22 protein-coding genes are annotated in these 23,102 nt (G+C 70.9%); 15 read left to right on the forward strand and 7 right to left on the reverse strand.

The annotated features are described in order from the left end of the window. Nucleotides 1-89 precede the first annotated feature (89 nt). From LO763_RS27960 to LO763_RS27980, 5 genes are all read right to left on the reverse strand, one after another. Complete coding sequence (locus LO763_RS27960) at nucleotides 90-2,597, reverse strand: ABC transporter permease (protein ID WP_230791770.1); 2,508 nt, start codon at nucleotides 2,595-2,597, stop codon at nucleotides 90-92. Nucleotides 2,598-2,623: 26 nt separating this feature from the next. Continuing rightward, on the reverse strand, nucleotides 2,624-3,400 hold the full coding sequence (locus tag LO763_RS29485; RefSeq protein WP_230791772.1) for an ABC transporter ATP-binding protein: 777 nt from the start codon (nucleotides 3,398-3,400) through the stop codon (nucleotides 2,624-2,626). Nucleotides 3,401-3,701: 301 nt separating this feature from the next. Further along, nucleotides 3,702-4,382 (reverse strand): response regulator, encoded by a 681-nt coding sequence (locus LO763_RS27970; RefSeq protein WP_230791774.1) that lies wholly within the window; start codon nucleotides 4,380-4,382, stop codon nucleotides 3,702-3,704. After that, nucleotides 4,379-5,614 (reverse strand): sensor histidine kinase, encoded by a 1,236-nt coding sequence (locus LO763_RS30205; protein ID WP_230791776.1) that lies wholly within the window; start codon nucleotides 5,612-5,614, stop codon nucleotides 4,379-4,381. Before LO763_RS30205 ends, LO763_RS27970 begins: the two co-directional genes overlap by 4 nt. 65 nt (nucleotides 5,615-5,679) lie before the next feature. Further along, a complete protein-coding gene (locus LO763_RS27980; protein WP_230791778.1) occupies nucleotides 5,680-6,510 on the reverse strand; it encodes a RecB family exonuclease in 831 nt (276 codons plus the stop codon). A 79-nt stretch (nucleotides 6,511-6,589) separates the two neighbouring features. Between LO763_RS27980 and LO763_RS27985 the strand changes: the two genes are divergently transcribed. The 3 genes from LO763_RS27985 to LO763_RS27995 all read left to right on the forward strand — a co-directional run bounded on the left by LO763_RS27985 (nucleotide 6,590) and on the right by LO763_RS27995 (nucleotide 9,597). Beyond that, a complete protein-coding gene (locus tag LO763_RS27985) occupies nucleotides 6,590-7,336 on the forward strand; it encodes a class I SAM-dependent methyltransferase (RefSeq protein ID WP_230791780.1) in 747 nt (248 codons plus the stop codon). 76 nt (nucleotides 7,337-7,412) lie between these two features. After that, the gene (locus LO763_RS27990) at nucleotides 7,413-8,519 is read left to right on the forward strand and encodes a M50 family metallopeptidase (protein WP_230791782.1); all 1,107 of its coding nucleotides are present in this window, start codon (nucleotides 7,413-7,415) and stop codon (nucleotides 8,517-8,519) included. Nucleotides 8,520-8,682: 163 nt separating this feature from the next. Next, nucleotides 8,683-9,597 (forward strand): tRNA (adenine-N1)-methyltransferase, encoded by a 915-nt coding sequence (locus LO763_RS27995; RefSeq protein ID WP_230791784.1) that lies wholly within the window; start codon nucleotides 8,683-8,685, stop codon nucleotides 9,595-9,597. Nucleotides 9,598-9,686: 89 nt separating this feature from the next. Here LO763_RS27995 and LO763_RS28000 read toward each other — a convergent pair whose 3' ends face one another. After that, nucleotides 9,687-9,974, reverse strand: a complete 288-nt coding sequence (locus LO763_RS28000; RefSeq protein ID WP_230791793.1) for a ferredoxin — start codon at nucleotides 9,972-9,974, stop codon at nucleotides 9,687-9,689. Between the two features lie 116 nt (nucleotides 9,975-10,090). On the opposite strand from LO763_RS28000, the gene arc reads away from it, so the two are divergent. From arc to LO763_RS28035, 7 genes are all read left to right on the forward strand, one after another. After that, a complete protein-coding gene (gene arc, locus LO763_RS28005; RefSeq protein WP_369432112.1) occupies nucleotides 10,091-11,872 on the forward strand; it encodes a proteasome ATPase in 1,782 nt (593 codons plus the stop codon). 299 nt (nucleotides 11,873-12,171) lie between these two features. Next, nucleotides 12,172-13,677 carry a depupylase/deamidase Dop gene (dop, locus tag LO763_RS28010; RefSeq protein ID WP_230791816.1) on the forward strand — a complete coding sequence of 502 codons (1,506 nt, stop codon included), beginning with the start codon at nucleotides 12,172-12,174 and terminating at the stop codon, nucleotides 13,675-13,677. Between the two features lie 110 nt (nucleotides 13,678-13,787). Next, nucleotides 13,788-14,003 carry a ubiquitin-like protein Pup gene (locus LO763_RS28015; RefSeq protein ID WP_230791830.1) on the forward strand — a complete coding sequence of 72 codons (216 nt, stop codon included), beginning with the start codon at nucleotides 13,788-13,790 and terminating at the stop codon, nucleotides 14,001-14,003. 181 nt (nucleotides 14,004-14,184) lie between these two features. Beyond that, entirely contained in the window at nucleotides 14,185-14,979 is a 795-nt protein-coding gene (gene prcB / locus LO763_RS28020; RefSeq protein ID WP_230791842.1) for a proteasome subunit beta, read from the forward strand. A gap of 15 nt (nucleotides 14,980-14,994) precedes the next feature. Continuing rightward, nucleotides 14,995-15,762 (forward strand): proteasome subunit alpha, encoded by a 768-nt coding sequence (prcA, locus tag LO763_RS28025; protein WP_230791868.1) that lies wholly within the window; start codon nucleotides 14,995-14,997, stop codon nucleotides 15,760-15,762. 279 nt (nucleotides 15,763-16,041) lie between these two features. Beyond that, nucleotides 16,042-17,400 carry a Pup--protein ligase gene (gene pafA / locus LO763_RS28030; protein ID WP_230791873.1) on the forward strand — a complete coding sequence of 453 codons (1,359 nt, stop codon included), beginning with the start codon at nucleotides 16,042-16,044 and terminating at the stop codon, nucleotides 17,398-17,400. 47 nt (nucleotides 17,401-17,447) lie between these two features. After that, nucleotides 17,448-17,669 (forward strand): hypothetical protein, encoded by a 222-nt coding sequence (locus LO763_RS28035; RefSeq protein WP_230791877.1) that lies wholly within the window; start codon nucleotides 17,448-17,450, stop codon nucleotides 17,667-17,669. 274 nt (nucleotides 17,670-17,943) lie between these two features. Here LO763_RS28035 and LO763_RS28040 read toward each other — a convergent pair whose 3' ends face one another. Continuing rightward, entirely contained in the window at nucleotides 17,944-19,035 is a 1,092-nt protein-coding gene (locus LO763_RS28040) for a DUF3866 family protein (RefSeq protein ID WP_230791879.1), read from the reverse strand. A gap of 133 nt (nucleotides 19,036-19,168) precedes the next feature. Between LO763_RS28040 and LO763_RS30210 the strand changes: the two genes are divergently transcribed. From LO763_RS30210 to tatC, 5 genes are all read left to right on the forward strand, one after another. Then, nucleotides 19,169-20,149 (forward strand): helix-turn-helix transcriptional regulator, encoded by a 981-nt coding sequence (locus tag LO763_RS30210; protein ID WP_230791891.1) that lies wholly within the window; start codon nucleotides 19,169-19,171, stop codon nucleotides 20,147-20,149. Between the two features lie 159 nt (nucleotides 20,150-20,308). After that, nucleotides 20,309-21,241, forward strand: coding sequence for a helix-turn-helix transcriptional regulator (locus LO763_RS28050; RefSeq protein WP_230791898.1), 933 nt, complete (start codon nucleotides 20,309-20,311; stop codon nucleotides 21,239-21,241). Nucleotides 21,242-21,282: 41 nt separating this feature from the next. Further along, nucleotides 21,283-21,492 (forward strand): hypothetical protein, encoded by a 210-nt coding sequence (locus LO763_RS28055; RefSeq protein ID WP_230791900.1) that lies wholly within the window; start codon nucleotides 21,283-21,285, stop codon nucleotides 21,490-21,492. A 227-nt stretch (nucleotides 21,493-21,719) separates the two neighbouring features. Beyond that, nucleotides 21,720-21,998 (forward strand): Sec-independent protein translocase subunit TatA, encoded by a 279-nt coding sequence (gene tatA, locus LO763_RS28060; RefSeq protein ID WP_230791902.1) that lies wholly within the window; start codon nucleotides 21,720-21,722, stop codon nucleotides 21,996-21,998. Between the two features lie 22 nt (nucleotides 21,999-22,020). Then, on the forward strand, nucleotides 22,021-23,001 hold the full coding sequence (gene tatC, locus LO763_RS28065; RefSeq protein WP_230791911.1) for a twin-arginine translocase subunit TatC: 981 nt from the start codon (nucleotides 22,021-22,023) through the stop codon (nucleotides 22,999-23,001). The last annotated feature ends 101 nt before the right edge of the window (nucleotides 23,002-23,102 follow it).

A 23,102-nucleotide genomic window follows, 5' to 3' on the forward strand; every position in this document is an offset into this window, starting at 1 on the left:
GGGGGGGGGGGGGGTGGGGGGGGCCCGGGCGGGGGGGGGCCCCCCCCCCCCCCCCCCCCACTCCCTGGTTTCCTGTTCAGGTCTGCGGATTACTCGTAGGAGATGGCCCCCAGCACGTTGAGCTTCGCGGCCCGCGCGGCGGGGGCGATCGCGGCCAGCAGGCCCACGGCGACGGCCGCGACCAGGTAGCCGATGATCAGGCCCCACGGGAGGGCGAACTGCTCGAGGCCCTCGCCCTCGAGCGCCTGCTGGACGGTCCAGCCGATGCCGATGCCGACCGCGATGCCGAGGACCGCGCCGAAGAGGCAGATGATGACGCTCTCGACGGTGATCATGCGCCGGACCTGGCCTCGGGTCATGCCGACCGCCCTGAGGAGCCCCAGTTCCCTGGTGCGCTCGAGGACGGACAGGACGAGGGTGTTGACCACGCCGATGACGGCGATGATGATCGCCAGCGCCAGCAGGATCTGCACCGACCACAGGAGGACGTCGAGCTGTCCGGTCTGCTGGGCCACGAACTCGGCGTTGTTGGTGACGCCCACTTCCGGCTCGTCGGCGAGGATGCCCTCGACCTCGTCCTGGACGGCGTCGACGTCGGCGCCGTCGGCCACGTTGATGTAGGCCTGCATGGGCTTGGGGATCGTGAAGTGCTCGACCTGCTCGGGGGCGACCCACCAGCCGTTCGTCAGGTCGCTGTCCGCGATGAGGGCCACGACCTCCAGGTCCTCGGTGGTGCCGTCGGCGAAGGTCACCGGGACCGCGTCGCCCAGGCCGACGCCGAAGTTCTCGGCGATGCCCTCGCTGACGGCGACCGACTCGGCGGGCATGTCCTCGACCGAGCCGTCGGCGACCTCGCTCCCGAAGATGGCGAGGCTCGCGGTGAGGTCCTCGCTCGCGGACAGGGGCGTGTCCTCGCCGTCCACCTGGGTGCCGAAGAAGTCGACGTACACGTCGCCGACGGACTCGACGTCGGGGAGGTCGCGGATCTCGGCGAGCGTCTCGGGGGAGAAGGTCGGGACGTTGGCCCCGCCCTGCATGCCGCCGACGATGAGGTCGGATTCCAGGCTCGTCTCCAGCATGTCCGAGGTGGTGGCCTTGAGACTGGAGACGAGCGTGGCGATGCCGGTGATGAGCGCGACGGCGATCATGAGCGCGGACGCCGTGATCGCGGTGCGCCGCGGGTTGCGCCCGGCGTTGAGCCTGCCGAGGCGCCCCGAGAACGACCAGGACATGACCGAGCCCAGGAGCGCGACCAGCGGCCGCGACAGGATCGGGGTGAGCAGCGTGATGCCCACGAACGCGATGCCGACGCCGGTGAGGAACCCGCCGAGGCCGAGGTTGTCGGTGAGGCCGAGCGCGACCAGGACGCCGCCGACCAGCGTGACCGCCGCGCCGGCGATGGTGATGCCGCGCAGCGGTTTCGGCGGGTTGACCGCCTCGCGCATCGCGGCGATCGGCGGGACGCCGGAGGCCTTGACGGCGGGCACGAGCGCGGACAGGACGGTGACGCCGATGCCGACGGCCGGCGCCCACAGGATCGTGAGCGGGATCTGGAGCTGGATCGCGAGCCCGCCGAGTGCGGAGGAGCTGACGATCTGGGCCAGGCCCCAGCCGAGCAGGATGCCGAGTCCGAGGCCGAGGACGGAGGCCAGGACGCCGATGACGGTCGCCTCGGCGAGGACCGAGCCGACGACCTGGCGGCGGCCGGCGCCGATCGCCCGCAGCAGGGCGAGCTCGCGCTGGCGCTGGGCGACGATGATCGTGAACGTGTTGAAGATGAGGAACACCGAGACGAACACGGCGACGAGGCCGAACCCGAGGAAGATGTAGCCCATGATGTCGGCGACCACGGCGAAGCCCTCGGCGGCCTCCTCCGAGGCCTCCTCGCCGGTCTGCACCCGGATGTCGTCGGCGGTGATGGCCGCTTCGACGGCGTCGGTGTCGATGCCGTCGCCGTAGGCGTACACGGTGGTGTAGACGTCCTCGCCCTGGGCGAGCAGGAACTGCGCGTCGGGGACGGTGAAGGCCATCTGGGTCTCGCCCGCGAGGGAGTCGCGGTCGCCGGAGAGGCCGTAGACGCCGACGATGGTGAAGTCGGTGCGGTCGGCGGTGTAGGAGTAGACGGTGACGGTGTCGCCGACGTCGAACCCGGAGTCCTGGACGAACTTGGTGGAGACGGCGACCTCGCCCTGGGCCTCGGGTCCGCGGCCGTCCTGGAGTTCGAGGTAGCCGCTGTCGTCCTCGGGGTCCCAGGTGAGGGCGATGGTGGGCGCGAAGGTGCCGACGAGCTTGTCGTTCGAGCCGATCGCGTTGACCTGGCCGGAGACCTCTCCGGCGACGCGGTCGACCCCGTCGACGCCCGCGACCTCGTCGAGGACGCTCGCGGGGACGGTGTTCGCGCTGGGCGTGTTGCCCTGGGCTGCGGCGGGCTCGGTGTCGTTGGTGATCACCGCGTCGACGCCGATGTAGGCGTCGGCGATGACGCCGGTGACCGACTTCTCCATGGTGGAGGTCAGGACCATCGCGGCGGCGACGAACATGGTGCCGAGGACGACGGCGAGGCTGGTGAGGACGAGGCGGGCTTTGCGGCTGGCCATGCCCTTCAGGGTGGCGCGCAGCATGGCTAGGCGTTCTCCCCTTGGGCGGCGGCGACGAGCTCTTCGAAGTGCTTCATCTTGTCGATGACCTTGTCGGCGGTCGGGTCGGCCATGTCCTCGACGATCTGGCCGTCGGCGAGGAAGACGACGCGGTCGGCGTAGGCGGCCGCGCTCGGGTCGTGGGTGACCATGACGATGGTCTGGCCGAAGTCGTCGACGCTGGTGCGCAGGAACCGCAGGACCTCGGTGCCCGAGCGGGTGTCGAGGTTGCCGGTGGGCTCGTCGGCGAAGACGACCTCGGGGCGCGAGGCGAGGGCGCGGGCGCAGGCCACGCGCTGCTGCTGGCCGCCCGAGAGCTCGGTGGGCTTGTGGGACAGGCGGTCGGACAGGTCCAGGGTGTGGATGATCCGCTTGATCCAGTCGGGGTCGGCCTTGGCGCCGGCGATGGCCGCCGGGAGGGTGATGTTCTCCTCGGCCGTGAGGGTGGGCAGCAGGTTGAACTGCTGGAAGATGAAGCCGATCTTGTCGCGGCGCAGCTTCGTCAGGGCCTTGTCGCCGAGGCCGGTGAGCGTGGTGTCGCCGATGTGCACGGTGCCGCGGTCGGTGGTGTCGAGGCCGGCGAGGCAGTGCATGAGCGTGGACTTGCCGGACCCGGAGGGGCCCATGATGGCGGTGAAGGCGCCGGAGGCGAATTCGACCGAGACGTCGCGCAGGGCGACGACCTGGGCCTCGCCTGAGCCGTAGGCCTTCCAGACGCCTTGGGCCGCTACGGCTGTGGTTTTGACGGGGGATGCGGTGGACACGACGCTCTCGCTTTCGGTGAAGGTGTCGGTGTACCGAGGGATTCGGTTGGCTGAGTTCCTTGCCCGCGAGACGCCGCTCGCGGGCGGTGGGTGCTATCAGTGGTGCATATTCATGACGTCGATGCGCCAGATTGTGACATCATACATGATGTCATGTGGCGTCGTGGTACGACCGGCCATCTCTGACGATATGGGAGCCGGGGCACCCGTGCATCCGCTTCGAGAACGGTCTTCGACTACGTCGGAAGGCGGAGGGACCCCTGCCGCGGTACTACCTTCGCCGGGGTCCGCCGCCGCGACCTCAGCGCTCGTCCCCGCCGGGCTTGACCAGGCCGCTCTCGTAGGCCAGGACCACGGCCTGGACCCGGTCGCGGACGCCCAGCTTGGTGAGCAGGTGCCCCACGTGGGTCTTGACCGTGGTCTCGCCGACGGTGAGCGCGTCGGCGATCTCGGCGTTCGTCAAGCCCTTCGACAGCAGCAGGAGCACCTCCCGCTCGCGGGCGGTGAGCGCGTCGAGGATGGCCGGGGTGCGGTCGCTCTCGGCGCCGCGGTGCTCGGCGAAGCGCCCCAGCAGGGTCGAGAGGATGTGCGGGGCCACCACCGCGCCGCCGCGGTGGACGGTGCGGATGGCCTCGACCAGGTCGGCGGCGGGGGCGTCCTTGGTGAGGAACCCGGCCGCGCCCGCCCGCAGCGCCCCGACGACGTACTCGTCCAGGTCGAAGGTGGTCAGCACCAGCACCCGGGTCGGCAGGTTCGCGGCGACGATGTCGGCGGTGGCCGCGACGCCGTCGCGGCGGGGCATGCGGATGTCCATGAGGACCACGTCGGGCACGAGGCGGCGGGTGAGGTCGAAGGCCTCGACGCCGTCGCCGGCCTCGCCGACGATGTCGATGTCGGTCTCGGCGCCGAGCACCATCTTGAATCCCGCTCGCAGCAGTTGCTGGTCGTCGGCGAGCAGCAGCCGGATCGGCCGGTCGGTCATCGGGTGACTCCCTGAAGGTGCGCGTTCTTGGGAAAGCGGGCCTCGACGAGGTAGCCGCCGCCGGGCCGGGGCCCGACTTCGAGGGTGCCGCCGTACAAGGTGGCGCGCTCCCTCATGCCGATGAGGCCGTGGCCCCCGGCGAACTCGGGGACGACGGGGGCGCCGCGGCCCGAGTCGCCGACCGAGATCCGGAACTCGGCCTCGCCGTAGTCGACGACCACTCCGGCCCGGGCGTGCGCCCCGCCGTGCTTGATGGTGTTCGTCAGCGCCTCCTGGGCGATGCGGTAGACCGCCAGGCTCACGCCGGTCGGCAGCGGGTACTCCTCGCCGCGGACGGTGTAGCGCACCGGCAGCCCGGCGTCCTTGGTCTGGGCTACCAGGGCCCGCAGCGAGTCCACTGTAGGCTGCGGTTCGAGGTCGGCGCTCCCGGCCTCGTCGTGCCCCTGGCGCAGCACCGTCAGGATGTCCCGCATCTCGCGCAGCGCCGTGCGGGCGGTCTGGTTCACCGTCGTCAGCGCCTCCTCGGCCGCGTCGGGGTCGGTCCGCAGGACCCGCTTGGCGCCCTCGGACATGACGCCGATGACCGAGATGTGGTGCGCCACGACGTCGTGCAGCTCGCGGGCGATGCGCCGCTGCTCGTCGGCCACCGCCTGGGCGGCGAGGGCGTCCTGGCGCTCCTCGGCCATCCGGGCCCGGTCCGAGAGCTCTTCGACCTTCTCGCGCCGATTGCGCATGACCCATCCGATCCAGAACACGGTGGCCGCCATGACCAGGTTGAGCAGCGACACCAGGGTGCCGGTCGTGGGGTCGCCGTACATGAACGCGGCGGACTGCAGGACCAGCACCACCGAGCCCCAGATGACAGCCGCGGCCACCAGCGCCCTGGTCAGCGGCCGGTACGCGGCCGCGGTGTACGTCAGGACGAACATGCCGACGCCGCTGTCCAACCCCATGGTCCGGAGCGGCTCGACGAGCACCGACGCCCCCATGATCGCCATCGACAGCGCGATGCCGCCCCAGAGCCACTTCCGCCGCAGGACGATCACCGAGAACGGCACCGCGATCATCCCGGCCTCGGCCCAGGTGAGGCGGAGGTCCGAGCCGACCGACACCGAGATCGAGTAGAAGCCGAGGTAGCCGATCGCCAGGGCGACGGCCAGGAAGGTGTCCGACATCATCGGCCGCTCGTGGAGCCAGCAGCGCAGGCGTCGGAAGGAGGAGGCGGCTTGCACGCTCTACACCGTATCCGCGGTCCACTTCCGTTTCATCGAACGAGAGAATGATCCGGGCGTCCGCCTCAGGTAGGAGGCATCTCCAGTCCTGGAAGGACCGTCGGAAGCGGATACGCCGGCGGCTCGCCCCCGAACTCCGGGCACAGCTTCTGGTGGGCGCACCAGCCGCACAGCTTCGACTTCTGCGGCCGGAACAGGCCCGTGGCGATCGCCTCCCGCATCGAGGCCCACAGCGCCTTCAGGGTGCGCTCGAACTGCTCCAGCTCCCGCGCCTCGGGGGAGTAGTCGAGCACCTGGCCGTCGCCGAGGTACATCAGGCGCAGCAGCGTCGGCACCGTCCCGCGGGTGCGCCACCACGCCAGGGCGTAGAACTTCATCTGGAACAGCGCCTTGTCCGCGTAGCGGTCCGGCGGGCGCTTCCCGGTCTTGTAGTCCACGAGCCGCACCAGCCCGGCGGGGTTGACGTCGGCGCGGTCGATGAAGCCCTTGAGCTGCGTCCCGTCGTCGAGCGTGGCCGTCACCAGGCACTCGGTGCGGTGCGGCTGGAGGCGCTGGGGGTCCTCCATGGCGAAGTAGCCCTCGACCAGGCCCCGGACGCCCCGCAGCCAGCCCGACTCGTCGTCGAGGTCGTCGAACAGCGACGAGTACTCCTGGTTCGCCTGGAGCTTCGACCACTCCGGCTCGATCATCGCCAGCGCCTCGGCGGGGGTGCGCCGGCCCGCCTCCAGGTCGTAGAGCCGCTCGAGCACCGCGTGCACCAGCGTGCCCTGCACCTGCGCGCGCGAGGGCGGCTCGGGGAGGCGGTCGACCGCCCGGAACCGGTACAGCAGCGGGCACTGCTTGAAGTCGTTGGCGCGCGAGGGGGACAACTGCGTCGGACGGGTGGCGTTCGGCATCCTCCGAGCATAAGGCGGCCCACCGACATTCGGCCCGCCCGCCCCGCCCATGTAACATAACGCGTGTACGGTTTATGGCATGACCATCGACGCGAACGCCGCCCGCTCCTTCGGCCCCGCCGCCGACCTCTACGACGCCGCCCGTCCCGCCTACCCCGCCGAGGCCCTCCGCTGGCTCACCGGCGACGCCCCCGCCGACGTCCTCGACGTCGGCGCCGGCACCGGCCTCCTCACCCGCGGCCTCATCGCCCTCGGCCACCGCGTCACCGCGGTCGAACCCGACCCGCGGATGCGCGCCAAGCTCACCGCCGCCAGCCCCGGCCTCGCCGCCGCCCACGAGGGCGCCGCCGAAGCCCTCCCCCTCCCCGACGGCAGCGCCGACGTCATCACCGCCGGCCAGGCCTTCCACTGGTTCGACCGGCCCAAGGCCCTCCCCGAGCTGCGCCGCGTCCTGCGCGCCGACGGCGTCCTCGCTCCCGTCTGGAACCTCCGCGACCACACGACCCCCTGGGTCGCCGCCGTCTGGGCCGTCGTCGACGCCTCGCAGGGCGAGCGCGACGCCGTCGCCGCCGCCACGCCCGGCTACTTCGGCCGCGAGTTCGCCGAGCCCGAGCTCCGGGTCTTCCGCCACGAGCGCGTCGTCGACCGGCCCGGCGTCCTCCGCCTCATCCAGTCCCGCTCCTACTACCTCACCGCCGACGACGACCGGAAGCGCCGCATCCTCGCCGAGGTCGCCGACGTCCTCGACACGCACCCCGACCTCGACGGCAAGGAGACCTTCGCGCTGCCCTACGCCACCCACGCCTTCCGGGTCCGGCCCGCCTGACCGGCCCGCCCCCGGCCGCCCGGCGCGCACGAGCCGTACCGGCGCGCGCCCGGCCGGGCGCGTAGCATTGCCGCCGATGTCGACAACCAACGTCCTGGCCTTCCGCCGATCCGGATTCACGCTCGTCCGATTCAAGGGCATCCCCGTCACCCTCGGCTACACCTGGCTGCTCCTGGCCGCCATGGTCGTCGCCGTCTACGCCCCGATCGTGCAGCGCTCGGTCCCCGGCATCGGCGCGGGCGCCTCCCTGCTGGTGGCCGCGCTCTTCGCGCTGACCCTGCTCGTCTCGGTCCTCCTCCACGAGCTCGGCCACGCCCTGGTGAGCCTGCGCGCCGGCATCGGGGTGCGCCAGATCAACCTCGACGCCCTCGGCGGCTTCACCGAGATGGACCGCGAGGCCGCCCGGCCCGGCACCGCCGCGGCCATCGCCCTGGCGGGCCCGGCCGTCTCCGCCGCGCTGGGCCTGCTCGGCCTGCTCGGGCTCTTCGCCACCACCGTCGGCTCCCTCTCCTGGCAGCTGTGCTTCCAGATCTGCGTCGCCAACCTCCTCGTCGCCGTCTACAACCTCCTGCCGGGCCTGCCGCTGGACGGCGGCAAGGCCCTCCAGGCGGGCATCTGGGCCGCCACGGGCGACCGCTGGACCGGCTACCGCCTCGCCGGCTGGGCCGGCCGGGTCGTCGCCGTCGCCACGGTCGGGGCGGGCCTGTGGCTCTTCGCCGCGGCCTGGTTCTCCTGGATCGGCCTGCTCCTGCTGCTCCTGGTCTCCTTCGAGCTGTGGCGCGGGGCCTCGGGCGCGATCCGCGCCGCCCGCATGGGCCCGCGCGTCAAGGCCCTCGACGCCGCCGCGCTGGCCCGCCCGGCGGCGCTGGTGCCCGCCGACGCGACCCTCGGCGAGGCGCTCGCGGCCGCGTCCGGGCGCGAGGTCGTCGCCGTCGCGGACCGCCCCGTCGGCGTCCTCGACCGCGCCGCCGCCGAGGCCGTCCCGCCCGGGCAGGTCGCCGCGATGCCCCTGGCGGGACTGCTCAGGTCCGCGGAGCGGATCCCCGGGATCGACGCCGGACTCCAGGGCCAGGCCCTGGTCGACGCCATCGGCGAGAGCGGCGCCGAACGCTTCTTCGTGGTCGATGAGGGCCGCCTGACAGGGCTGCTCTACACCGCCGACGTGGTCAAGGCCCTCCGTTAAGATGCTGCGGACCCACCGGGCCCCGGCGACGTCCGCGACCCGTGAACGAGCGGCGTCGGCGACCTTCGCGAGCCCTCGACGAGCGGCCTCCGCGAAGCCGGGACTGCGAACGAGCGGCCTCGGCGGGGCCGACGAGCCGTAAACGACCAAGGAGACACGCGAAGTGGCATCTGACCTGCTGGAGCCGGGCGACCGCGTCCAGTTGACCGACGCGAAGGGCCGCAAGGCCACCATCACCCTCGCCGAGGGCGGCGCGTTCCACACCCACCGGGGCAGGCTCTTCCACGACGACCTCATCGGCAGGCCCGACGGCGTCACCGTCACCACCGAGGGCGGCACCGCCTACCTCGCGCTGCGCCCGCTCCTGCCCGACTACGGCCTGTCGATGCGCCGCGGCGCCCAGGTCATCTACCCCAAGGACATCGCCCAGATCCTCACGTTCGGCGACATCTACCCCGGCTCGCGGGTCGTCGAGGCCGGCGCCGGCTCGGGCGCGCTGACCAACTGGCTGCTGCGGGCCACCGGCCCCACCGGGCACGTCCACTCCTGGGAGCTGCGCGAGGACTTCGCGAAGATCGCCCGCGAGAACGTCGAGGGCTACTACGGCGAGGTCCCGGCGCACTGGACCCTGACGGTGGGGGACGTGGCCGAGGCCGACCTGGAGCCGGTCGACCGCGTCGTGCTCGACATGCTCTCGCCCTGGGAGGTGCTGGACACTGTGGAGCGCATCCTGCGGCCCGGCGGGGTCTTCGTCGGTTACGTCGCCACCACCACGCAGATGTCCGAGCTCGTCGAGGCCCTGCGCGAGCGCAAGACCTTCACCGAGCCCGAGGCGTGGGAGTCGCTCATCCGCGGCTGGCACCTCGAGGGCCTGGCGGTGCGCCCCGACCACCGCATGATCGCCCACACCGCGTTCCTCATCACCGCCCGCAAGCTCGCCCCCGGCACGGTGGCCCCGGCGCGGAAGCTCAAGCCCTCCAAGGGCCAGCAGGCCCTGCGCGAGCGCAAGGAGCGCATCGCCGCCGAAGTCGAGGCCCGGCGCGCCGACGCCGGCGACACGCCCGACGCCGGCGAGTGACTTCGTGTAACAATCCGCCCACTTCATGAGTCGGATTCACGACTTTCCGTGTGTCGAAACGGAACGGAACCGCCCGGCGGCGGCCCCCGCTAGTCGTCGGCGCCCGGTCCGGCCACGGCCGTCTTGTCGGCCCGGTCGCGGACGTAGATGCACTCGCCCGGGCAGTCGTGAGCGGCGTTCACAATGTCCAGTCGCAGGTGGTCAGGCACCGTGACTTGCGAACCCGCGGTAGTCAACAGCTCGCCGTCGGTGTCCTTGACGTAGGCCAGGCCGTCGATGTCGAACTCGAAAACCGTAGGCGCGTACTGCACGCACAGCCCGTCCCCGGTGCAGGCGTCCTGGTCGATCGACACTTCCAGTTCACGTTCCTCAGCCATGTCCCCCAGATTAATTGCCGCGAAGAAGCTGGCGCAATGTCGGTGTCGAGTCTTACTATTGGCGTCCCCAGCCAGCTACGGTTGGAGTACCAGCACTCTCTCGGGAGGTGTGACCCGTGGCACGCAGCAACGATGACCGTCGACAGAACCTGGGCCAGGGCTCAGAGCACGACGAACTGTCAGGACAGGTCGAAGAGCTCCAGGAAGAACTGGCCGCGGCTCGGCGCCGTCTCACCGAAACGCCCCGACACATGCACATTCTGGAAGAACGGCTCTCGGCGGCCCAATCCCAGATCGACCGCCTGTCGGAACAGAACGAGCGGCTCGTGGCCACCTTGAAGGAGGCCCGCGAGCAGATCGTCTCGCTCAAGGAGGAAATCGACCGCCTCGCGCAGCCGCCGTCCGGCTACGGCGTGTTCCTGGGGGCCCGCGAGGACGGCACCGTCGACGTCTTCACCTCCGGCCGGAAGTTCCGCGTCTCGCTCGCGCCGTCGATCGACGCCGACGAGCTCGAACGCGGTCAGGAGGTCCTGCTCAACGACGCCATGAACGTCGTCGAGGTGCTCGACTACGAGCGCATCGGCGAGGTCGTGACGCTCAAGGAGCTGATCGAGAACCCCGGCGGCGCCCCGCCGGACCGCGCCCTGGTGACCAGCCACGCCGACGAGGAGCGGGTCGTGCTGCTCTCCGACGCGCTCATCAACTCGCCGCTGCGCGCCGGCGACTCGGTCATGATCGAGCCCCGCGCCGGGTACGCCTACGAGCGCATCCAGAAGAGCGAGGTCGAGGAGCTGGTCCTCGAAGAGGTCCCCGACGTCGACTACTACGACATCGGCGGGCTCGACGGCCAGATCGAGATGATCCGGGACGCCGTGGAGCTGCCGTTCCTGCACGCCGACCTCTTTCGCGAGCACGAGCTGCGCGCGCCCAAGGGCATCCTGCTCTACGGCCCGCCCGGCTGCGGCAAGACCCTCATCGCCAAGGCCGTCGCGAACTCGCTGGCCAAGAAGGTCGCCGAGATGCGCGGCGAGGAGGCCTCCGGGCGCTCCTACTTCCTCAACATCAAGGGCCCCGAGCTGCTGAACAAGTACGTCGGCGAGACCGAGCGGCACATCCGCCTGGTCTTCCAGCGGGCCCGCGAGAAGGCCAGCGAGGGCATGCCCGTCATCGTGTTCTTCGACGAGATGGACTCGATCTTCCGCACCCGCGGCTCCGGCGTCTCCTCCGACGTCGAGAACACGATCGTCCCCCAGCTCCTGTCGGAGATCGACGGCGTGGAGGGCCTGGAGAACGTCATCGTCATCGGCGCCTCCAACCGCGAGGACATGATCGACCCGGCCATCCTGCGGCCCGGCCGCCTGGACGTCAAGATCAAGATCGAGCGGCCCGACGCCGAGTCGGCGAAGGACATCTTCTCGAAGTACATCACCGGCACCCTGCCGCTGCACGACGACGACCTCGCCGAGCACGACAAGGACCGCGAGGCCACCGTCGGCTCCATGATCCAGGCGGTCGTCGAGCGCATGTACTCCGAAGTGGACGAGAACCGGTTCCTGGAGGTCACCTACGCCGACGGCGACAAGGAGGTCCTCTACTTCAAGGACTTCAACTCCGGCGCGATGATCGAGAACATCGTCGCGCGCGCCAAGAAGATGGCCATCAAGGACTTCCTGACGCACCACTCGAAGGGCATCCGGCTCAGCCACCTCATCGACGCCACCGTCGACGAGTTCCGCGAGAACGAGGACCTGCCCAACACCACCAACCCCGACGACTGGGCCCGCATCTCCGGCAAGAAGGGCGAGCGGATCGTCTACATCCGCACGCTCGTCTCCGGCAAGGGCCCCGACTCCGGCCGCAGCATCGACACCGTGTCGAACACCGGTCAGTACCTGTAGCGAAGCGGAAGGTACCGGAGGCGCTGCCTGTGGCGGAGCGGAAGGTACCGGAGGCGCCGCCTGTGGCGGAGCGGAAGGTACTTAAGGCACCGCCTGTAAGCAGACGAGGGCGACCGGCCGGCGGGGCGACCCGCCGGCCGGTGCCGCTTCCCCCGGCACGTGTCGACCCGCCCCGCGGCGGGTAACCGGGCGCCATGAACACTGCGCCTGCGGACAACGTGCGGATCGACGGCCGGGAAATCCAAACCTCCTTGATCGGAGGGAGCGGAAGCGCGCCGGAACGGACTAGGCTCGAAAGCATGACCGTACGCCGCATTATGGGCACCGAGATCGAATACGGGATCTCCGTGCCGGGCCAGCCGGGGGCCAACCCGATGGTGACCTCCTCCCAGATCGTCAACGCCTACGCCGCGCGCCCCGAGCTGTCCAAGGGCGGCCGCGCCAGGTGGGACTACGAGGAGGAGACCCCCCTGCGCGACGCGCGCGGCTTCACCTACACCGGCGCCCTCTACGACCCCGCCGAGAACCTCGCCGACGAGGACTCCGGGCTCGCCAACGTCATCCTCACCAACGGCGCCCGCCTCTACGTCGACCACGCGCACCCGGAGTACTCGACCCCCGAGGTCACCAACCCGCGTGAGATCGTCCTGTTCGACAAGGCCGGCGAGATGACCATGGCCGAGGCCGCCCTCCGCGCGGCCCACACGCCCGGCATCGGCCCCATCAACCTCTACAAGAACAACACCGACAACAAGGGCGCCTCCTACGGCGCGCACGAGAACTACCTCATGTCGCGCCAGACCCCCTTCGCCGACATCGTCGCCCACTTCACGCCGTTCCTGGTCACCCGCCAGGTCTTCGCCGGCGCCGGGCGCATCGGCATCGGCCAGGACGCCTCCGAGCACCGCTACCAGATCTCCCAGCGCGCCGACTTCTTCGAAGTCGAAGTGGGCCTGGAGACCACGCTCAAGCGCCCCATCATCAACACCCGCGACGAGCCGCACGCCGACGCCGAGCGCTACCGGCGCCTCCACGTCATCATCGGCGACGCCAACCTCGCCGAGTACGCCACCTTCCTCAAGGTCGGCACCGCCTCCATCGTGCTGTCCATGATCGAGTCCGGCGCCTTCGACGGCTCCCTCGGCATCAGCGAGCCCGTCGCCGAACTGCGCGCCGTCTCCCACGACCCGAGCCTCAAGCACAAGATCGAGCTGCGCAACGGCAAGCGCCTCACCGCCGTCGAACTCCAGCAGTCCATCCTGGAGCAGGCCGAGGCCTACTGCGGCGCCGACGCCGACCCCGACACCCGCGAGGTCCTCGACCAGTGGGCCTTCGTCCTCGACGCGCTGGCGCGCGATCCGATGGAGCTGGCCGACATGCTCGACTGGCCCGCGAAGCTCTCGCTCCTGGACCGCTACCGCGAGCGCGAGAACCTCGACTGGGGCGCCGCCAAGCTCCAGGCCATCGACCTCCAGTACCACGACGTGCGCCCCGAGAAGGGGCTCTACCACCGCCTCGTGGCCCGCGGCAAGATGAAGCGCCTGCTCACCGACACCGAGATCATCGACGCGATGACCGAGCCGCCCGCCGACACCCGCGCGTTCTTCCGCGGCCGGTGCCTGGCCCGCTACCCCTCCGAGGTCGTCGCGGCCTCGTGGGACTCCGTCATCTTCGACGTCGGCGCCGACTCGCTCGTGCGAGTGCCCATGATGGAGCCCGAGAAGGGCACCAAAGCCCATGTGGGGGAGTTGTTCGACCGCTGCGAGGCGGCCAAGGACCTCCTCGACGTCATCACCGCCGATTGACGACTCCGTCCAGTCGCGGGAATATTACGCAGCGGTACAGCGTCGTATCTGGCGTGCTGTCGTACTCTCGCGGTACGGTTTAGGCACCGACAAGGTAGAAGGGAACGGCCATGGCAGCGAAGGACTCAGGCGGGCAGTCGCAGTCACAGCGGTCTCGGCAGGAGGCAGACGCCGAGACCACTGAGGCCGCGGTGGACCCCGAGGTCGCCGAACGACACGAAGCGATCACCGAAGACGTCGACGACCTGCTCGACGAGATCGACGACGTCCTGGAGACCAACTCCGAGGAGTTCGTCCGCTCGTTCGTGCAGAAGGGCGGCCAGTAGGCCCCCTGCCGGTGACAGGGCCACCTGATGCGACGGCCTTGAGGCGCATCAGGGGTCTTGCCCCCACCGGCTCCCTCCGGCCCCGCGGGACGAAGCGGCGCGCCGCGTTTTTTGAATAGAGGATCAGGGAGGTCATGTCGTGACAGGTCAAGGATTCCCAGGCAAACTGCCCAACGCGTTTATGACGGCTGGAACCTCCTCCTTCTCGGAGTTCCTCATGCAGGCGGCACCGGAACTGCTGCCGGGGCGAAGGCCCCTGCCCCCGGGCGACTACGCCGAGATCAGCGCCCACGCCACCACGATCGTCGCCCTGCGCACCGCCGAAGGCGTGGTCATGGCCGGCGACCGCCGCGCCACGATGGGCAACTACATCTCCAGCCGCGACATCGAGAAGGTCTTCCCCGCCGACGGCTACTCGCTCGTCGGCATCGCGGGCACGGCCGGCCTCGGCATCGAGCTGGTCAAGCTCTACCAGCTCGAACTCGAGCACTACGAGAAGATCGAGGGCGCCCCGCTCACCTTGAACGGCAAGGCCAACCGCCTCGCCACCATGCTGCGCGGCAATCTCGGCATCGCCCTCCAGGGTCTCGCGGTCGTCCCCCTCTTCGCGGGATTCGACCTCGACGCGCCCTCGATACCGGAAGCGGGCAGGATCTACAGCTTCGACGTCGTCGGCGGCATCTACGCCGAACGCGACTACGACTCGATCGGCTCGGGCTCGATCTTCGCCAAGAGCTCGCTCAAGAAGCGCTACCGCAGGGACATCGGCACCGACGAGGCGGTCGCCGTCGCCGTCGAGGCCCTCTACGACGCGGCCGACGACGACTCCGCCACCGGCGGACCCGACCCCACCCGCGACCTCTACCCCGTGGTCATGACCGCCACCGCCGAAGGCTCCAAGCGGATCGACGAGGCCGTCGTGGCCGAGGTCGCCCGCTCGGTCATCGCGGCCCGCACCGAGAACCCCTACGGATAAGGAGAGGAGCCGGACATGGCCATGCAGTTCTACACCAGTCCCGAGCAGATCATGCGGGACCGGGCCGAGTTCGCCCGCAAGAACATCTCCCGCGGCCGCAACGTCGTGGTGCTCTCCTGCGCCGACGGCGTCCTGCTCGTCGCCGAGAACGTCTCCTCGGCCCTCCACAAGGTCTACGAGCTCTACGACCGCATCGGCCTCGCCGCCGTCGGCAAGTACAACGAGTTCGAGATCCTGCGCACCGGCCTGGTGCGCATGGCCGACCTGCGCGGCTACTCCTACGACCGCCGCGACGTCAACGCCGCCAGCCTCGCCAAGGCCGCCGCGCAGACCCTCGGCGGGATCTTCTCGGAGCAGACCAAGCCCTTCGAGGTCGAGATCTGCGTCGCCGGCGTCGGCGCCAGGCCCGAGGAGGACGAGCTCTACCGGCTCACCTTCGACGGGTCCATCAACGACGAGCCCGGCTACTTCGCCATGGGCGGCGCGGCCGAGGAGCTCGGCGAGGTCCTCGGTGAGGGCCACGACTTCGAGGCCCCGCTCGCCGAGGCCTTCGCGCTGGCCCTGCGGGCCCTGTCCTCGGACGGCGGCAACGGCACCCGCAGGGAGCTGACCACCGACGTCCTGGAGGTCGCGGTCCTCGAACGGGCCCGCCCCGGCCGGGCCTTCCGGCGCATCGAGGGCCTCGCCCTCGAAGCGCTCATGCCCCGCGCCGAGTCCGAGGCCGAACCCGACCCGGAGGCCGCCTCCGGCGACGGCGAGGCCCCGGACCCCGAGGAGTCCTGACCGCCGCCCGGCCGCGACGCCCGCGACCGGCCCGAGCGGAGCGCCCGCGCTTTCGCGGCCCCGCTCGGTCCGGTCGCCACCGTTCCCGACCATTCCGCCGACACTCCACCGAGACGGCTCCGTCCCACTCAAATGGACGGACCGGCCGGCGGCCGCAGACGGGCTCCACCCGATGCGAGCCGCCGATCAGCGAACAATCTCCATAGGGCCCGTCGCGGAACGGAACCATTCGACCGCGAGGGGTGTTCTCCTCAACCGAATCGGGGTAGGGTTTTCGACATGGACAGGCGCATTTTCGGACTGGAGACCGAATACGGGGTCACTTGCACCTTCAGGGGACAGCGCCGCCTGTCCCCGGACGAAGTGGCCCGCTACCTCTTCAGGCGAGTGGTCTCCTGGGGCCGCTCCTCCAACGTGTTCCTCCGCAACGGCGCCCGCCTCTACCTCGACGTGGGCTCCCACCCCGAGTACGCCACCCCCGAGTGCGACTCGGTCGAGGACCTGGTCAAGCACGACCGGGCCGGCGAGCGCATCCTCGAAGGCCTCATGATCGACGCCGAGAAGCGCCTCCACGACGAGGGCATCGCCGGCGACATCTACCTGTTCAAGAACAACACCGACTCCGCCGGGAACTCCTACGGCTGCCACGAGAACTACCTCGTCAGCCGCCACGGCGAGTTCGGGCGCCTCGCCGAGGTCCTCATCCCGTTCCTGGTCACCCGCCAGCTCATCTGCGGCGCCGGCAAGGTCCTCCAGACCCCGCGCGGGGCCCGCTTCTGCCTCTCCCAGCGCGCCGAGCACATCTGGGAGGGCGTCTCCTCCGCGACCACCCGCTCGCGCCCCATCATCAACACCCGCGACGAGCCGCACGCCGACGCCGAGCGCTACCGGCGCCTCCACGTCATCGTCGGCGACTCCAACATCAACGAGGTCACCACGCTGCTCAAGGTCGGCTCGGCCGACCTCGTGCTGCGGATGATCGAGACCGGCGTGACCATGCGCGACCTCACCCTCGAGAACCCGATCCGGGCCATCCGCGAGATCAGCCACGACACGACCGGCAAGCGCCTCGTGCGCCTCGCGAGCGGCCGCGAGGCCTCCGCGCTGGACATCCAGCGCGAGTACCTCGAGAAGGCCATCGACTTCGTCGACCAGCGGGGCGCGGACGCGACCACCAAGCGCGTCATCGAATTGTGGGGGCGCGTCCTCCAGGCCGTCGAGTCCGGCGACCTCGACTCGGTGTCCCGCGAGATCGACTGGGTCGCCAAGTACAAGCTCATCGAGCGCTACCGCGAGAAGCGCGGCCTGCCCCTGTCGAGCCCGCGCGTCGCGCAGCTCGACCTGGCCTACCACGACATCCGCCGCGGCCGCGGCCTGCACCACCTGATGGAGAAGCGCGGCGAGGCCGAGCGGCTCACCCAGGACGTGGAGGTCTTCGAGGCCAAGGAGGTCCCGCCGCAGACCACGCGCGCGCGCCTGCGCGGCGAGTTCATCCGCAAGGCGCAGGAGAAGCGGCGCGACTTCACTGTGGACTGGGTCCACCTGAAGCTCAACGACCAGGCGCAGCGCACGGTCCTGTGCAAGGACCCGTTCCGGTCGCGGGACGAGCGCGTCGACAAGCTCATCGCCAGCATGTGAGGCCGGCGGTGACGGAACGAGAGCGCACGGGCGAGCGGGAGCCCCGGGTGGAACCGGAGCAGGCGGCCGAACCCGCGCGGGCGAACGAGCGAAGGCCGGGCACGCTGAGCGCGCTCGACCCGGTCGCGGCCTACGAGCGGCGGACCACCCGCATCCGCGAGGAGATCGCGAGGAACCGCCGCGGCGATTACAAGGTCCCGACCTGGGTCCTGGCGCTCGCACTGGCCGGGGTCATCGGCCTGTGGATCGTGGTCCTGTTCGTGCTCTAGCGGCGAGCAGACGAGGAACGCCCGCGCGAAAGCGCGGGCGTTTCGCGTTGCAGGGCACGCCGAAGTGGCATTCGGGCCCTGGGGAAGGCCCCCCGGTTTCGAGGCTAGCGCGGTGAACCTGAAGCGGAGCTGAAGTCGAGAGAGGTTCGGGTGCATGCCGAAGGAGCGCCGCGGCGCTGGGAAAGGGCCCCCGGTTGCAAGGCTAGCGGGGTGGACCTGAAGCCAAGCTGAAGTCGAGAGTGGTTCGCGTCGTGGGGGATCGGGCGTTGCAGCGTCAGTCGCGGCGCTTCGCCACCTGGGCCGCGTGCCTGCCCGCGGCCGCGGCCGCCACGAAGTAGACCCGGTCCCGGTCGAGGCCCCTGCCCATCGTGGACAGCTTCACCGGCAGCGCCTCCATCGCCTCGACCAGCCCCGAGCAGTCGACCTCGATCTGCCGGTGCCGCTCGGGCAGCTCGCCCAGCTGCCCCCGGATCTTCCCCTCCAGCTCCGCGGGCAGCTCGTCCGGCACCGGCACGTCCGCCGCCGCCAGCGCGACCTTCCCGTACGCCGTCATCGAATGGTGCGAGACCCCGCGGTGGCGCTCGCGCGCGTCCCCCTCGGAGATCCGCAGCGACGCCACCGGCCTGCCGCCGAGCACCGCGGCCGCGTTGACCGCCTCGCCCGCGGCCGTCCCCGAGAAGCCCCACACGGTGCCCGTCCCCAGGTTCCCCGGCCCCTGCGCCACGATCGCGATGTCCGCGCCCCCGACCACCCGCGCCGCGATGAGCGCGTTGTGCACGTTCGTCGCCTCCAGGTCGCCGCCGAAGCACTGCCCCGCGGTCACCACCGCGCACAGCCGATCCGAGAGCTGGTCCAGCTGGCGCGAGAACCACGCCGGGAGCGAGCCCCCGTCGGTCATGACGTACGCGACCTTCGCGTCGGGCGCCGTCGCGTGGATCCCGGCGAGCACCGGCGCCAGCGCCGAGTGCAGGTCCGCGACCACCACCGGCATTCCGCCCAGGTCCTCGCACGCCTCCACCGCGGCCCGGTGCGGCGAGTCGTCCTCGTCCACCGCCAGCCGCATCGCCTGCATCGGCGTGTACCGGGCCTTGACGATGTGCCCCGGCCCCTCCACGTCCGCCGGCAGCCGGTCCGGCACGGCCACGACCAGCGCGTACCCGCCCGTCCCCAGGCCCTTGGCGATGGCGTTGCAGTTGAGCAGCACCCGGTCGCCGACCTCGGGGACGCCCACCAGCTCGTCGTAGGCCAGACCCCTGCACGAGAACGCGCCCTCGCCCTCGCGGGCCTCGACGTCGACCTCCAGCTCGGTGCAGCCCCGCCAGCCGCCGCGCACGCCCGTGACGGTCCCGTATCGCCATCTGATCACGCCCGGACACTATCAAGATCGGGCCCCCGCGCCAGGAGGCGCCCGGCGGCGCCCCCTCAGGGCCGCACGGCGACGCGACGCGGCGGGGAGGGCGTGATGGCGGCCCGCCCCCGCGAGGGCATAGGCTGAGCGGGTGTCCAACGATCGCACTGAACGACTGGTGAACCTGGTGCTCTGCCTGCTGTCCTCGCGGCGCTTCCAGACCTCCGGCAGGATCGCCCGGACCGTCCCCGGCTACGAGCACGACCCCGACGACAGGAAGGCCCACGAGGCGTTCCAGCGCAAGTTCGAACGCGACAAGGCCGAACTGCGGCGCATCGGCATCCCGCTCCAGTCCGGGATCGACTTCTACGCGGACGGCGAACGGGGCTACCGGATCGCCCGCTCCGACTTCGAGCTGCCGCAGATCGAGTTCACCGACGCCGAGGCCGCCGCCGTGGCCGCCGCCGCCCGCCTGTGGCAGCAGCCCGAGCTCCAGTCCGGGACCGCCGACGCCCTGCGCAAGCTCAGGGCCGCCGGCATCGACGTCGAGTCCCACGCCGCCGCCTCCCCGGTCAAGTCCCTGCCCGGCGCCGAGGCCGCGCTCGCGCCGTTCTTCGAGGCGGTCGCCTCCCGGCGCGCCGTCGTCTTCGACTACCTCGGCCCGCGCGACGAGAGCGTCCAGCAGCGCCGCCTCCAGCCCTGGGGCTGCGCGGCCTGGCGCGGCCGCTGGTACGTCGCCGGCCACGACCTCGACCGGGACGCCCAGCGCTGCTTCCGGCTCTCCCGCATCGCCGGCAGGGTCCGCCTGACCGGCCCCGAAGGGGCCTACGAGATCCCCGAGGACGTCGACGTCCTCGCGTTCGCCGTCGAGGCCGAGGACCGCCAGCTGTCCTCGCGCGCGAAGGTCCTCGTCCGGCCCAAGCGCGCCTGGGGCGTGCGCCGCCGCGCCGACCAGATCGGCCCGCGCACCGCCGAGGGCGACCAGGCCTGCTTCTCGTACACCGACACCGCCGCCACGGCCGCCTGGCTGGCCTCCTTCGGGCCCGACGTGCTCGTGCTCGAGCCGCCCGAACTGGTCAAGGAGACCGTCGCGTGCCTCCAGGCCCTGGCGGACGAGGAGGAGACGTCATGACCCGGGCCTCCACCCGTCCGCACGCCGGCCGGCGCCGCCCGGCAGCGGGGCGCCGCGCGCCCGCCGCTCCCCGAACCGGAGCGGACGCCGCGTGCCGCACCCGCCGCCCCGCCCGGCCGGCTCGCCACGCTCACCCTCTCCCGAACCGGAGTGAACGCTGTGACTAATCGGCTCGCGCGCCTGCTCAACCTCGTCCCGTACCTCGTCCGGCGGCCCGAAGGGGTCCCCATCGCCGAGATCGCGGCCGACTTCGACGTGCCCGCCGCCCAGATCCAGGCCGACCTGACCATGCTCTGGATGTGCGGCCTGCCCGGCTACGGCCCCGGCGACCTCATCGACCTCGCCTTCGACGCCGACACCGTCCGCGTCCTCTTCGCCGCCGGCATGGACCGCCCGGTCCGCCTCGCCGCCCACGAGGCCCTCGCCCTCTCGGTCGCCCTGCGGGTCCTCGCCGACACGCCCGGCGTCGGCGACCGGGCCGCGATCGCCTCCGCGCTCGACAAGCTCGCCGCCGCCGCGGGGGAGGCCCCCGCCGACGTCGCCGTGCGCGACACCGTCGCCGACCCCGGCGCCGAGCGCTACGCGGCCCTCGTCGCCTCCGGGCACGCCGCCCGCATCACCTACTACTCGGCCAGCCGCGACACCACCTCTGAACGGGTCGTCGACCCCATCGAGATCGTCGCCGCCGACGGCCACGCCTACCTGCGGGCCTGGTGCCGCACCGCCGGGGAGATCCGCCAGTTCCGCATCGACCGCATCGACGCGTGCACCGAGCTCGACGAGCCCTCCGAGCCGCTGCGCCTGACCAACCAGCCCGCGCCCACCGCGTTCCTCGAGTCCGAGCTGCCCCGCATCGAGCTGCTCCTGGGCCCCGGCGCCAAGGACGTCACCGACACCTACCCCTGTGAGGCCGTCACCGGCGAACCGGACGGGCGGCGCCGCGTGCGCCTGCGCGTGCGCGACCTCGACTGGGCCCGCCGGTTCGTCCTCGGCCTCGGCGGCGAGGCCGAGGTCGTCGCCCCCGCCGAACTGCGCGACGCGGTCCGCCGGACCGCGCGCACCGCGCTGGCCCGCTACGCCGCGACCGCCTGACCCCGGACGCGGCCCCTGGACCGTGCTCGTACACTGGGGCGATGATCTGGGCGATATCGGTCGTGCTGGCACTCGCCGGACTCGTGATCCTGGCCGTCGCGGCCAAGCGGCTCCTGAGCGGCCTGAGCGAACTCAAGAACGGCCTCGACCGCGTCCAAGAACGCACCGGTCAACTACAGGACCTGCAAGAACGCTTGAACGCGACGCTCGTCGAAGCCCAGAAGGCCACGGGGGCGGCGCGCAGAGAGTGACGCTTCCCCGTCACGGCCGCCACATTCTGATAAAGATCGGCGATCCCGAAGCCTCCAGTGTTGACGGAAGTGTCAAACGTCGGTCATGCTTGTCCGGCTCGACGATGTCGTAGCCACGACCGGTACCGGTGACCTCGGAGTGAACCAGGTCTCAGGCTCCGTGGCACTCGCTTCCCGCGAGGCATACGATGGTTACGTCACCGACATATATCCGGAGGGACCGAACAATGGGTGCATTGAAGCCCTGGCACATCATCATTCTCGTCGTTGTCATCTTGCTGGTGTTCGGCTCCCGGAAGCTTCCGGACATGGCGCGGGGCCTGGGGCGCTCCATGCGCATCCTCAAGTCCGAGACCGAGGCCATGAAGAAGGACGGCAACAACCCCGACGAGGACGGCGACACCCGCGCCGAGCCCAAGCACACGCGCGAGCCGCTCGACCCGCCGCAGCCGGTCAACGAGACCGTGATCGACGGCGAATCGGTCGACCACAAGAAGACCCGCTAGCCCGGACGCGGCCGTAACCGATATGGCTGACGAACCTCCGCGGCGCGCAGGCAGACGCAAGACCAAGTTCCAGCGCGCCGCAGACGGCTCCATGACGCTCATGGAGCACCTAGCGGACCTCCGCAACCGCCTGCTCGTCTCCGTCATCGTGATCCTGGTGGGCACCGCGGCCGCGTTCTACTTCGCCGACGAGCTCATCCAGTTCCTGGCCGACCCGTACTGCTCGGCGATCAGCGGCCAGACGGTCCAGGAGAGCGGCGACGGGGCGCAATGCGAGGCGGTGCTCAACTCGCCGATCTCGCACATCGCCCTGATGCTGAAGATCTCGCTGTACGCGGCGCTGGTCGGGACCGCCCCGGTCTGGCTCTACCAGTTGTGGGCGTTCATCGCCCCGGGCCTGCACCGCAACGAGCGGAAGTACGCGTACCTCTTCATCGGCATCGCCGCGCCCCTGTTCCTGGCCGGCGCGGTCCTGGCGTACTTCGTGGTCTCCCACGGCATGGAGTTCATCATGCTGCTGGCGAGCCAGGACTTCGTCATCCTGCTGAACCTCGAGGACTACCTGACCTTCTTCCTCTCGGTGATGATGGTCTTCGGGATCGGCTTCGAGTTCCCGCTCATCATGCTGATGCTCAACGTGATCGGGCTCGTCAACGCCAAGCGGATGCTCGGCTGGTGGCGGATCGTGGTCGTGGTGAGCTTCATCTTCACCGCGGTCTTCACCCCCACGCCCGACCCGTTCGGCATGACGGCGCTCGCCATCTGCATGCTCATCCTGTACCTGGCGGCCTGCGGCGTCGCCTACCTGAACGACAAGCGCAAGGGCATCACCTACGACGATCAGTGGGACGACGACGAGGCCAGTGACATCGGCGCCGCCGACGACACGGGCGCGACCGCCGACGTCGGCGCCAGCAACCTCGGCGACGAGGACTACCCGGGCGAGAACGAGCGGCGCAACCGCTTCGGCAGGCGCGTCGACGGCTACGACGACATCACCTGAGTCCGCTGAGGACTGAGGCCGAGCATTGAGAAGGGGGCCCCCCCCCCCGCGGGGGGGCCCCCCCCCCGCGCCCCCCCCCCGGCCCGCCCCCCCGCGGGGGG

It is taken from the genome of Glycomyces amatae (assembly GCF_020991375.1).
Classification (GTDB): Bacteria; Actinomycetota; Actinomycetes; order Mycobacteriales; family Micromonosporaceae; genus Glycomyces; species Glycomyces amatae.